Raw genomic sequence first — 11685 nt, forward strand, 5'->3', positions numbered from 1 at the left:
TTGGACCTGTGCAGGGCGTTTCAATGTTTCTGACCGGGAAGTAGATACGCGCGCAGTTCCGCCAGCGCCTCATTCAAACGGTGTACGTCTTCGGTCAGCTCCGCCACACGCCCCTGAAGGTGCTGGTTTAGGTTGTTCTGATGAAAGATGTAGAACCGGAACAGCCGCGCCAAAAACCGTTTGGAAATTCGCCCAAGCGCGCCAACGCGCGAATCATTCATGTAAGCCTCGCCGGGCAACGGCGGCGACTGGCGCGCGAGTTCAGGATTTGAACGCAACGCCAGTCGCCAACTTTGGGGATGATAACCATTCTGCGAAGCCGTCGGCGCGACCGGCGCGGACGCTTCCGAGGCGGCCGGCGACGGCGAAACCGGTGTCTGCTTGGCGGCCAAAGCGCGCTGGACGGCGCGCGCCCGCCGCTGTTGCTCAATGGCGCGCAGCCGCGCCTCAACCACCCGTCCGATGGCTGCGATGGAATGATACTCGCGCATGTCGCGCGCCGCCTGTTCCCCCCGCCGGCGCGCCGCCTCTGGGTGGTCGTACACCTCGCGCATCAAGCGCGCGGCGTGCTCCACATTCGGCTCGGCCCACACGTTCCCGGCGCGATAGACATGGACGGTCTCACGAATCACTGTCGGCGTTACGTCCACCAGATAGCTGTTGGCTGGCGTCATAAAATCCATGTTGCCCGACCAGCCGGTGGCGATGACGGGTTTCCCAAAGTACATGGCTTCAGCGATCGTCAATCCAAAGCCTTCCGAACGGTGGAGCGACACATAAGCGTCGCAGGCCTGTGTCAGCGCATGCTTTTCTTCGCGCGAGAGGTAGCCGTTGAAAATCCGGATGTTGGCGCCCTGTACGGCTGCCTTGAGCTGAGCGAAATCATCCGGCGCAAGCTGCTCATTGATGCATTTGAGCACTAAACACACCGGCTCTTCTGGCCGGAAGGCGCGCCTAAAGGCCACAACAGCAGCTAGCGGGTTTTTCCGCTCAAAGGTGCTGTTAAAATCAAATGAGAAGAGGAAGCAAAACTCACTTTCCTTCAAACCAAAGTGGGCTTTGCTGAGCGGCTTGACCGAACCGATTTCAACGACATGTGGGATGGTGTAAACCGGCGTAGCGATGGTCTTCTCCAAGCTGGCGCGAATGAAGTTGCTAGCGACCCAGATTTCGTCAAAGCGCTGCGCGCAGGCTGACCATTCGGACGGGAAATCCGGCAACTCCCACGCCCATAGCCCGATATTGTAGCGATCCCGGAAGAAATCCTCCGTCACACATCTGGCGAAAATCTCCACTTGGTCGGCGTTGACGCACACCAGATTGATCCCGAACGGATTTTCGTGTGAAAACTCGCTGAACGTCGCATCAAGCTTGCGGCTTGGCGCCGTCTCAGAAAAGTCATACAGGCTTGTTGCGTAGCCGAGCTTCTGTATGACGCGGACATATCCACGTGCGGCTTCCCCAATCCCTAACTCGGCGCGGAAGTATCCAGCGACGTTGACGCCCATCGGCAGTTCTACTGGTTCAACACCGGTGACTTCCTGAAAAAACGACTGCCGCCCCCCAACAGCGAAGGGATTGCCAAACCGCCGCCCCTGCCGCAACGCATCGGCGTATCGCCGCCGCACGGCGGGTTCGATGGGAAAGCCGTTGTCGAAGGCGGCAAAGCCATACGGGATTTTCCGGTAGCGCGCGTGTCCATTCGCTGCCAGCAGCTTTGTATAGCGGTCGAAAATCGGAGCAACCACCGGATAGTCATTCAACATGTAGCGCGACAGATGACGCGAAATAATGTTCGGCTGGGCGGTGTCGTAGCCACTAAAGTGAAAAAACAGAATCGGCTCACCCTTGGCAAAAAATTCACCGTTTTTTTCAGTGATGTCCCGTTCGCGCAGATTCCAGTAGGCGACGTTCAGTCCCGGATGTCGTAGCACACGCACGCCCTCAAAAAGTCCCGGTACGAGATCAATCCATTTCTGATCGACGAAAAGCCCCTTGCTGACCTCGTTGAAGCAAAAGTCTTCAAGCCGCTGTGACCACCAAGCCAGCATGCGTGCGGTTTCTGCGCCGGCCGTCAGACCAATGAAGCCTAAGTTATAGGCCCCCGCTTGCAGAATGTTGACTTCCGTTGGAATCTTGTCATCTAACGGCAATGGTTCAATCAAATGCGGCGTCAGCGCGATGTTGGCCTGATCGAGGGCGTCAAGAACGACATCCAGCGGACGCAGAACAAGGATGTCAGGATCGAGGTAAATGACCTTTCGGTAGCCTTGCGCGAACAAATGAGTGAGATAAAACGGCTTGACAGCGGTGCACAACTCGGTCACGTCATACTTGAACGCCATCGAGCGAAAGCGTCCTTCTGGTAAAAAATCCAGCGGACCATCGAGCTGGAGCGCCGTCGCATCCACGGCAAGGGGCGGTAGTTCGTCGCGGTCAACGACAAGAGCGGCGATATCCGCCTGTGGGTGGTGTTCACGAATCGAGTCAGCTAGTGTCCGGACGCAGGCAAAATAGTTTTTCGCCGCTATGGTGCAAAAGACGATTGACTTCATGCGACGGCGTTCACGGCTGCAACGGGAACAACTTCGGAAAGCGCACTCAGATAAGCTTGGGCTACATCGGCAGGGTCGCCCAGCGCACGCACACGCCCGTGGTCAAGCCAGAGCGCACGTTGGCACCATTCGGTCATTGTGGGAATGTCATGGGTGACAAGTAGCAACGTCTTGCCTTTCGCCTGAAACTCGCGCATCCGCCTCAAACACTTCTCCGCAAAGGCAATATCACCGACCGCCAGCACTTCATCAATAATGAGGATGTCAGGATCAACATTGACCGCAACGGAAAACGCCAAGCGCATGCGCATCCCGGTTGAGTACGTCCACACGGGCGCGTCAATAAACTCTTCAAGTTCGGCAAAGGTCACAATGTCGTCAAAGCGGGCGCGAATCTCACGTGGTGAAAGTCCCAGAACCAGACCGTTGAGGAAGACATTGTCGCGCCCGGACATTTGCTCGTGAAAGCCAACCCCTAAACTCAACAGGGCGGCGATCCGACCGTTGATGGCGATGCAGCCGCTGGTCGGCTTGAGAATACCGCACAACAACTTGAGAAGGGTGCTTTTTCCGGCGCCGTTGCGTCCAATGACGCCGAAGGTTTCACCGGCGGCGACCGAAAAGGAGACATCCTTGACCGCCTCCACTCGTTCCGAAAGCCGCCGCTCAAACATCTCACCGTTGATGAGCGACTCTTTGAGAGTTCTGTACCGGCGCGGTTGGTAGCGCTTAAACGTCTTGCTGAGCTGTTCGACGTGAATGGCGACCGTCACTGGCACCTCCCAGGCGTCAAGCCGCCGATGATGCCGCCGCCCTGAACAGAGTGTCAAGCAGCGCCGTGACAGCTTCACAGCATGCCGCTGCCTGTCGACACGAAGGGCCCGACGTTTTCCTGCGCTCCCGAAAAAGAAACACTCGAGGTTGACCGGAGCCGCCGAACCGACCTACGATGGCGTTTCGCTTTTGCTGTCCCAAGCCCGCCGCCGTTTTTTCACATGGTTCAATCTCACCAGCCATCCCTGCCGACCCTGCTCGTCACTGGCGCAGCCGGTCTTCTCGGCGGGTGCGTTTTAGAAGCCTGTCGTCCGAGTTACCACATCATCGGTCTGACGCGAAATGAGCTTGATATCAGCGATGCCGACGCCGTCGCCGACTGTCTGAAGCATTATCGTCCGGCGGTTGTCATTAACTGTGCCGCCATGACCAACGTGGACGCCTGTGAAACCGACCGCGCCAGCGCGTTTCGCCACAACGCCGACGGCCCGCGTCACTTGGCGCAGGCCGCTCAACTGGTTGGAGCCTACTTCATCCACATCAGTACGGATTATGTTTTTGACGGGACAAAAACCACGCCCTACCAAACCACGGACGCGCCCAACCCTATCTCGGTTTACGGGGAATCCAAACTGGCCGGCGAACGCGCCGTACAGGAAGTCTCCCCGGCGTTCGCCGTGGTGCGCGTCGCCGGCCTGTTTGGGCGCGGCGGCAAAAACTTCGCCAGCGTCATCGGCGACCTGCTGACGCGACCGGGCGTCGTCAAAGGCATCACCGACAATCGGATTCTGCCCAGCTACGCCGCCGACGTTGCGGTTTACCTGAGGTGTTTGGCGGACGCCCGCGTAGGCGGGCTGTTTCACGCGGTCAGCGCCGGCGAACCATGCAGTTGGTACGATTTCGCCGCGCTGGCGCGCGACCGGCTCGGCCCGCGCGCCCAAGCCGAACTCGTCGGCGTAACGGAAGCCGAACTCCGTCGCCCGGCGAAACGCCCAATGTCGTGCGTTCTGGCGCACTCGGCCGATGCGGCGCTGGGTCTGCCGACGCTGCGCGACTGGCGTGAAGCCCTTGTTGAGAGCCTCAACGGATGGAAAACCAAACCTTGACCGCCATCGCCGGCCTGCGCGTCGGACACTTCACCGAACATCGGCGGCCGACCGGCTGTACGGTGGTGATCTTCGACCAACCGGCCGTTGCGGGCGTGGACGTACGGGGCGGCGCCCCCGGTACGCGCGAAACCGACGCGCTCGCCCCGCTCAACCTCGTCGCGCAGGTTCATGCGATCGTGCTGGCCGGCGGCAGCGCGTTCGGCCTTGACGCTGCTACGGGCGTCGTGCGTTACCTGCGCGAGCGCGGGATCGGCTTTGATGCCGGCGTGGCGCGCGTCCCGATTGTTCCGGCGGCGATTTTGTTCGACCTCCACACCGGCGACCCGACGGTTTATCCCGACGCCGACGCCGGTTATCAAGCGTGCCTTGCCGCGACGGATGCGCCCGTAGCGGAAGGCGCGGTCGGCGTTGGAGCCGGCGCGACCGTCGGTAAGCTGTTGGGGATGGCGCGCGCGTCGCGCGGCGGCGTCGGGAGCTTTGCGCTGCGATTGCCGCGCGGCGTCGGCGTCGCGGCGCTGGTCGCCGTCAACGCCGTCGGCGATGTTCGACATCCGCGTACGCAGCAGATCGTCGCAGGCGCACGGCGGGAAGATGGAAGTTTCGCCGATCTGACGGCGCTGATTCGCGCCGGCGACCTGACGCGCTTTGCACCGCTTCCGCCGGCGAGCAATACGACCATCGGCGTCGTCGCCGTCAACGTCCCACTGACCAAGCCGGAACTGACCAAAATCGCGCAGATGGCGCACGACGGTTTGGCGCGGACAATTTCACCCGTCCACACGCCGTTTGACGGCGACACACTGTTTGCCGTCTCCGTCGCGGACGCATCGGTAGCGGCTGCCGCCACCGACGTGGGCTGTCTGGGGACGCTGGCGGCCGAAGTTGTGGCGGAAGCTGTTGTCCGGGGCGTGACGGCAGCGACATTTCCGGCATAAGGCAGCGACATTTCCGGCATAAGGCGTTGTAGCCGGTTTCAACCGGCCGAAATAATCCGCGTCTCCCCCCGATGCCGGTTTTTGTAAGGAGCGGATGTATGCCGATGTACGATGGAGTGGTCGCCGTTCTGGGCGCGAACGGTGGGACGGGACGGGAAGTGGTCAAGCGCTTGCTGCACTATGGCGTAGCGACACGCGCCGTCGCGCGCTCGGAGGCCAAGCTGGCGGATTTCGCCGGACAAAACGTTGAAACGGCGGTTGCCGACGTACGCGACCCGGCGAGCCTTGAGAAGGCTCTTACGGGCGTGCGCGCCGTTGTCAACTGCGTTGGGACGCGGATTGGCTTTGCGAATACGGGCAAGGGCATCGCTGGCTTTTTCGGCTTCGGCGCTGACGGGGCGGACGCCGTGGACAACCGGGGGACGGTCAACGTTCTCAACGCGATGAAGCGTGTCGGCGCGGAGCAGATTGTGATTGTCACCTCAATGCTTATCAATCAACCGCTAAATCCGTTCAGCCTGATGATGAAACCCTTCGGCGACATCCTCAGAATGAAGGACAAAGCCGAAAAGGCCGTTCGTGCGTCGGGCCTGCGGTACACGATTGTGCGGCCGGGCGGCCTCACTAACCAGCCGCCGTTTCAGAAGGGCATCAAGGTTGCACCGGCGGATGCGCTGTCCAGCGGCTCGATTTCGCGCGCCGATGTTGCTGAAGTCTGCGTGCAGGCGCTCTGGACGGAAACAGCCTTCGGTAAGACACTTGAGATTGTTTCGGACGACACCGCGCCGGTCAGCGACTGGAAGGCGTTTTTTGCCTCGATCCCAGAAGATGTCGTAGTCGCTCAAGCACAGGCGGCGACGGCTTGATGCCGGGAAGCGGGTTGGCGATCGTTCTAACGCCAAACGCATGCCAACGCAACGGCTTTTCGAGCAACGTCACAGCCTGCGTTTGGCATGCGGCGGCGCTTCATGCCGCAAAACCTGACGCCCTTATCCCCACGAAACACCTTACACGGTGAGTACCGTAAAGGCGAGTTTCCCGTAATCCTGCGCCGTCAGCTTGCGCAAGCCGGCCGCCGTGAATGTCTCATCAAGTGATTGGCGCGTGAAAAACGTCAACCCGCCTAACGCCGACAATGCCGCACGGACAACCGGCGACGGATCAAGTTGGTTCATGACGAAGTAGCGCCCGACACCGGGGCGCAGAACGCGCCGCCCTTCCATCAGCACTGTGCGCGGATGGCGGTACTCGTTAAGCGAACCGCCGCAAGCAATACCGGCAACGGAGGCGTCGCCCAGTGGTACGGCTTCCATGTCGGCGCGCAGCCAGAGCATAGCCTCTACAACGCCTTCTCGGACGGCGTAAGCGCGCGCTTCTTCGAGCATACGCAGCGAGAGGTCAATACCGACCACCAGCGATGCCGTCCGTCCAAGTTCGATGAGACGCTTGGCGATAGGGCGTCCGTAGTACCCCGTTGAGCACGCCGCGTCAAGCCAGAGACCGTCTTCGGTGAACGTCGGTTCGAGCGCGTCTAACAGCAAACCGATTTCACGCGCCGGCGGGAAAGCTTCACCTGACAATAGCGACAGGGCGCGCGTCCGCCACAGACGCTCGTACACGAAAGCTGTCGTTTGCCACTGACCAGTCAACTGCGCAAAGGTCAGCGCTGGCGGGCCGTTCGGCAGAAAATCGGCGATCCCATCCCGGAGCGGAAACGCCGCGCCGCACTGACGGCAGGTGAACGTCCCTGTGCGACCTTGGCCTTGGAAGGTCATGCCGTCGCTTGTGCAAACCGAACAACGAAGCCGCGGCAGTAGGGTCGTCAATCGTGCGTCCACGGTCGTCACGTCTGCGCGTCAAATACAACCCGCAGGAACGGGTGTTGCTCAAAACCCGCCGCCAGTGCCTCTGGGTCAAGCCGCCAGCAATCGTCGTACACCGCCACGGTCAGCGGTCGTTCCGGCATCCCCGGCAACCGTGCGGAACGGTGATCGACACGGTAGGCTGGCGGCGGCAATGTCAAGTAGGGTGTGACCGGGAGGCTCACTGGCCCTGCGCCAATCGGAATCAACACCAGTTCGATATCCGTTCCGTAAGCGCGCCAGAAGCTCACAACATGCGGGATGTTCGACTCGGCGCGGCTGTAGCTGCCCTCTCGGAAGATCGGGCGACGCGCAACGCGCAGCAAGTCCGCAAAGTACGCTTGAAGCTCCCGATCCGGCTCATGCCGCCTGAGCGGGCGAACACGCTGGACAGGGATTTTTTCCGTCACGCCTTCCATTTGCCCTTGATGAATCAGCGGGACGCCCGGCAGCAAGCACACCAGCGCAGCTGCCCGTCGGTTGGCAAGCGGCGACAGACGTGCAGCCGCGCGTTCTTCGTCATGGTTTTCGACGAAGTGCACCGTACGTTCGAGAAACAGCTCCGATACCAAACGAAGTCGTTCGGCGACGGCATAGGGCGCGTCAGACGCCGTTAGACAATCAAGCAGCCGCTTGTCGTAGGCGTAATCAAAACCTAGCGAAAGTAGATACATCTCGGTGTCCCAGTACGCCTCGGCGATGAGAACAAAATCAGGATTGACGCGCTTGGCGGCCGCAATCGCATCGTCCCAGAATTCGCCCGGCATGACGCGGTCAAAAAGCTCGCGTGGCAGGCGTGGATACCACTGGCGGCGAATTTGCTCGCGCAGCACCAACATCGCCATATCGCACCGGACGCCGTCGCACAGCGTCGCCAGCCGTACAAGCGTGTCACGCATATAGGCGCGCGTTCCGGCGACCGTGTAATCAAGCTGTACGGTGTCGTTCCACCCGGCAAAGTGTGGGTCCTTGCCGTGCGCCAGCCGCCGTCCCGAAGGATGCCAGTAGTAATCCTCATCGTACTCATCGCGCCACTCCGGGTTGCTGTGCATGAAGTATTCCGGGTGCGTCAGGATGAGCGGCGTGTCGCGGGCAAAGTGATTGGGAATAAAGTCGAGGATGAGCCGCAAGCCGTGCCGGTGGGCGCGCGCGCGCAAGGCGGTGAAATCCGCTTCGTCGCCAAGCTCCGGGTTGAATTGGTAATCGCTAATCGCGTAGGGCGAACCGACAAAATCCGGCGCGTAACGCTTCGACATTACCACGCCCTCCGGGCCAATCGCCCAGACACCCATCAGCCACAGCGCATCAAAACCGAGCGCGGCATAGTCGCTGAGCTGGGCGTCGGTGATTTCAGCAAAGCGTCGCCCATTAAGTCGGGCGTTGATTTCATACAGCAGCATCAGCCGTCGCCCCGGCAGGCAACGAAATTGGGCACACTTGGAGGGAATCGGCGCTACGATAAACAAAGCCTTCTTGGGTTGACTACTGTTTTTGCGCCATTAGCCAATCAAAGGCCGCTTTGGCGACGGTGGCGCCGCCGCCGAACGCCGTAGATAGGCTTGAAAGCAGTGGGCGGGTCGTATCGCCGCAGGCCCAGACGCCGGGACAAGAGGTTGCGCCGTGGCGGTCGGTGATAATGTACCCATCCGCATCACATGCCACCTGCCCGGCGACCAGTTCCGTCCCGGCCGTGACGCCCAGCGCAAGAAAAACGCCGGCTGCAGGCAGCGTGATTTGGTACGGCTGTTCGCCAGGGGGGAAGCGTTCGATCCTAACGCGCTCGACTTGAGCTGCGCCTTCAATCGCCGTCAAACGGGCATGCGTCATGACACGGATGCGCGGATGACCCAACACGCGGTCACGATAGAGCGGTCGCGCACGAAAAGTCGCCGAACGGTGGATTAGCGTGACACGCGCCCCCGCTTCATCCAGCATCAACGCCTCCTCAAAAGCGCCGTCGCCGCCGCCGACAATGACAACGTCTCGCCCGACATACTTCTCCTTGTCGCGGGTGGCGGAAGTGCTCACGCCGCGTCCGGCAAACGCCTGCTCGCCGGGGACGCCAAGCGTCCGCTTACGGACGCCCAGCGCCAAGATAAGCGCACGGCCGGAAAGCTTGGTTTCACCGCGTATAGTTACGGTTTTGGCGGCGCAGTTAATCTGCGTCACGGGCGAGTTGGTTTCAAAGTGAACGCCTTCGCGTATGAGGTGGATCGTCAGCCGCTCGGCGATGTCAGCTCCGACGAGGCCGTAAAAGCCGGGACAATCCACAAAGCGGTTGTAGCTACGGAGTAGTTGTCCACCCAGCTGCGGCGCGGCTTCAAGCAGCAGGGGGTTCAAACCCAATCGCTTTCCCCACAAGGCTGCGGCAATGCCGGCAGGGCCGCCGCCGACAATCAAAAGGTCGAGTTGGTCGTCGCTAGTGGTCATATACGCTTGTCGCTGCCTATGACGCCCAAAAACCGCCGCCGCTTCTAGGGGATTCCTGCGCCTTTACAAACGCCCTTCTCTGCGGCGCTACACAGTAGGCGTAGGATAGATCACCTAAAACATCATCCTAAATCCCGTAGGGTACATCAATCCCCCTCAACATTGTTCGAACAAGTGATCGTTTCCCAGTGGTGGTTGGCTTACGTTTCCAGACCCCATACGTAAATGGTCGTCGTTGCTTTTTCGGTCAGCTTTTTGTTAGTCGCCGACTGACACTACCACGCTGCGATCTTTCCGCCGCTCGCTTAGAGGACAGGACAGCGAAACGGTTGGCTTCAACCTAAGTTGGCGTCCAAACCAGCCAGTTGGTATGCTGAACGCCGCGTGCATTGGCGCGAGCGCTCTGAGAGCCGGCGAGAAAGGAGGCGGCGTTGATGTCAAGCGCGCCGGATGAACGTTTGTTTATTGGCATTGAGTGCGCAGCGACCCTCCTGCGCGGCGTTGTCTGCGAAGCCAGCGGGGAAGTCATCACACAACGTCAGCGGGCGTTGACAGGTCACGCTCCAACGGAGGCCGTCGCCGCTGTTCGCGCCCTCATCGCCGAACTGCTGGCCACGGAGTCCAACGCTGAACTGTTTGGCGGCGTCGGCGTCGCGCTGCCGGGCAGCCTCAATCAGGCGACGGGTCGGTGCGAGTCACGTACGCTTTGGTCGGCCGTCACGCTGGATGAACTGCGCCCCTGCGGTTCGCTAGGAAGCGCCCACTTGGTGTCGCGCGCCGTCGCCGCCTTGGTCGGCGAGCAGATGTGTGGCGTGGCGCGCGGCTGCCAAACAGTGGTTTATATCGAGGCGGGCTACGAAGTCTCAGCCGCTATGACGCACAACGGCCAACTCTGGCGTGGCGCTACCGGCATCGCCGGTATGATCGGCTACGACGCCATAGATGTGGACGGCGACATCACGCTTCAAGAGCGCATCGGCGGCGACGGTCTCATCCGGCGCGCACAAGACCGGATGTACCGTGACCGCACCTCGTCGCTGTCCCGACGGGGTATTCCCCGCAACCGTGAGATTGGCCTGGACGACCTGCTCAACATGGCGCGCCTTGGCGATGAACTGGCGCAGGTCATTATCGCTCGCGCCGGCGTCCACCTCGGCGTCGCGGCGGCGCGTCTTATCAACCTACTCAACCCGGAGTTGCTGGTCATCGGCGGTGAACTGGTCGCAGCTGGCAATGTCCTACTCGATCCGGTGCGCGAAGAAGTCGAACGACGCACGGTACCGTCCGCCTTCGCCGTTTGCCGCATCCTGCCAGCGACGGTCGGCGTAGCAATTGGCGCGGCGCAGGTCGCCCGCCAAGCCAGCCGTCCAACCGGTGGCGCAGCGGCTCAGTAAGCATGCAGCGCGCCGCCGCCCACCAAACCACCAGCCCACGCCGCCACTCATCCACCCATGGAACGCGCCGCCTGACGACAGGTGCGTTCGGCGGCTGTCTCCGATAAAGTATGGGAACGCGCGACAGCGCGGACGCGGAGCAAAAACGGACGCCATGTTTGGGATCGGTACGCCGGAACTCATTTTCATCTTTCTTGTTGGCTTCTTTATTTTCGGCCCCCGCCAACTTCCTGACATCGGTCGCCGTCTAGGTGAAATCATGGCTCAGTTACGCCGGGCGGCGGACGAGTTCAAACAAACGTGGGAGGCCGAAGTCGAAAGTGAACGCGCGCGCCTTGCCAAAACCCTGTCCTCAGCCGCTGTTGATCTTGAGCTGACGCCAACTAAGCCGGTGGAAGCGGAATTGCCGACCCCGGAAGGGACTCTCCCCCGAACGCCTTGGCGACCGCAGGCGACGGACGCTGCACCGGACGCGCTAGGTGGATTCATGGCGCCGGACGCTCCGCGGCCTTCATCCCCGCCGAACAGTTCGCCGTCACCTGACGCCGCAATGGTGTCCGCCCTCCAAACAAAACGTCCTGTGGCGTCCTCCGTTGAGACCGTCGGCTATGAGGGCTGAAGTACGA

The 11685-nt window shown here is 61.1% G+C and carries 10 protein-coding genes; 5 read left to right on the forward strand and 5 right to left on the reverse strand.

What is annotated here, in order from left to right:
- Positions 1-20: 20 nt before the first annotated feature.
- Together NZ585_02835 and NZ585_02840 are read right to left on the reverse strand one after the other, a co-directional pair.
- Positions 21-2555 (reverse strand): glycosyltransferase, encoded by a 2535-nt coding sequence (locus NZ585_02835; protein MCS7078971.1) that lies wholly within the window; start codon positions 2553-2555, stop codon positions 21-23.
- Positions 2552-3385, reverse strand: a complete 834-nt coding sequence (locus NZ585_02840; GenBank protein ID MCS7078972.1) for an ABC transporter ATP-binding protein — start codon at positions 3383-3385, stop codon at positions 2552-2554. The genes NZ585_02835 and NZ585_02840 overlap by 4 nt, the downstream gene beginning before the upstream one ends.
- Before the next feature lie 165 nt (positions 3386-3550).
- Between NZ585_02840 and rfbD the strand changes: the two genes are divergently transcribed.
- The 3 genes from rfbD (at position 3551) to NZ585_02855 (ending at position 6239) form a co-directional block, all read left to right on the forward strand.
- On the forward strand, positions 3551-4435 hold the full coding sequence (gene rfbD / locus NZ585_02845) for a dTDP-4-dehydrorhamnose reductase (GenBank protein ID MCS7078973.1): 885 nt from the start codon (positions 3551-3553) through the stop codon (positions 4433-4435).
- Complete coding sequence (locus NZ585_02850; protein MCS7078974.1) at positions 4417-5373, forward strand: P1 family peptidase; 957 nt, start codon at positions 4417-4419, stop codon at positions 5371-5373. Before rfbD ends, NZ585_02850 begins: the two co-directional genes overlap by 19 nt.
- Positions 5374-5471: 98 nt before the next feature.
- A complete protein-coding gene (locus NZ585_02855; GenBank protein MCS7078975.1) occupies positions 5472-6239 on the forward strand; it encodes an SDR family oxidoreductase in 768 nt (255 codons plus the stop codon).
- A gap of 141 nt (positions 6240-6380) precedes the next feature.
- Here NZ585_02855 and NZ585_02860 read toward each other — a convergent pair whose 3' ends face one another.
- The 3 genes from NZ585_02860 to NZ585_02870 form a co-directional block, all read right to left on the reverse strand.
- A complete protein-coding gene (locus NZ585_02860; protein ID MCS7078976.1) occupies positions 6381-7148 on the reverse strand; it encodes a methyltransferase domain-containing protein in 768 nt (255 codons plus the stop codon).
- A gap of 68 nt (positions 7149-7216) precedes the next feature.
- Positions 7217-8635 carry an alpha-amylase family glycosyl hydrolase gene (locus NZ585_02865; protein MCS7078977.1) on the reverse strand — a complete coding sequence of 473 codons (1419 nt, stop codon included), beginning with the start codon at positions 8633-8635 and terminating at the stop codon, positions 7217-7219.
- A gap of 82 nt (positions 8636-8717) precedes the next feature.
- Complete coding sequence (locus NZ585_02870; protein MCS7078978.1) at positions 8718-9665, reverse strand: NAD(P)/FAD-dependent oxidoreductase; 948 nt, start codon at positions 9663-9665, stop codon at positions 8718-8720.
- 434 nt (positions 9666-10099) lie between these two features.
- On the opposite strand from NZ585_02870, the gene NZ585_02875 reads away from it, so the two are divergent.
- A complete protein-coding gene (locus NZ585_02875) occupies positions 10100-11059 on the forward strand; it encodes an ROK family protein (protein ID MCS7078979.1) in 960 nt (319 codons plus the stop codon).
- 154 nt (positions 11060-11213) lie between these two features.
- On the forward strand, positions 11214-11678 hold the full coding sequence (locus tag NZ585_02880) for a twin-arginine translocase TatA/TatE family subunit (GenBank protein ID MCS7078980.1): 465 nt from the start codon (positions 11214-11216) through the stop codon (positions 11676-11678).
- The last annotated feature ends 7 nt before the right edge of the window (positions 11679-11685 follow it).

Source organism: Chloracidobacterium sp. (genome assembly GCA_025057975.1).
Taxonomy (GTDB): Bacteria; Acidobacteriota; Blastocatellia; order Chloracidobacteriales; family Chloracidobacteriaceae; genus Chloracidobacterium.

Excerpts from the sequence above, each read along its gene's own strand:
- NZ585_02850 (MCS7078974.1), top strand. The coding sequence starts at position 4,417 with ATGGAAAACCAAACCTTGACCGCCATCGCCGGCCTGCGCGTCGGACAC.
- NZ585_02835 (MCS7078971.1), bottom strand. The coding sequence starts at position 2,555 with ATGAAGTCAATCGTCTTTTGCACCATAGCGGCGAAAAACTATTTTGCC.
- NZ585_02860 (MCS7078976.1), bottom strand. The coding sequence starts at position 7,148 with ATGACCTTCCAAGGCCAAGGTCGCACAGGGACGTTCACCTGCCGTCAG.
- NZ585_02865 (MCS7078977.1), bottom strand. The coding sequence starts at position 8,635 with ATGCTGCTGTATGAAATCAACGCCCGACTTAATGGGCGACGCTTTGCT.
- NZ585_02875 (MCS7078979.1), top strand. The coding sequence starts at position 10,100 with ATGTCAAGCGCGCCGGATGAACGTTTGTTTATTGGCATTGAGTGCGCA.
- NZ585_02870 (MCS7078978.1), bottom strand. The coding sequence starts at position 9,665 with ATGACCACTAGCGACGACCAACTCGACCTTTTGATTGTCGGCGGCGGC.
- NZ585_02880 (MCS7078980.1), top strand. The coding sequence starts at position 11,214 with ATGTTTGGGATCGGTACGCCGGAACTCATTTTCATCTTTCTTGTTGGC.
- rfbD (MCS7078973.1), top strand. The coding sequence starts at position 3,551 with ATGGTTCAATCTCACCAGCCATCCCTGCCGACCCTGCTCGTCACTGGC.
- NZ585_02855 (MCS7078975.1), top strand. The coding sequence starts at position 5,472 with ATGCCGATGTACGATGGAGTGGTCGCCGTTCTGGGCGCGAACGGTGGG.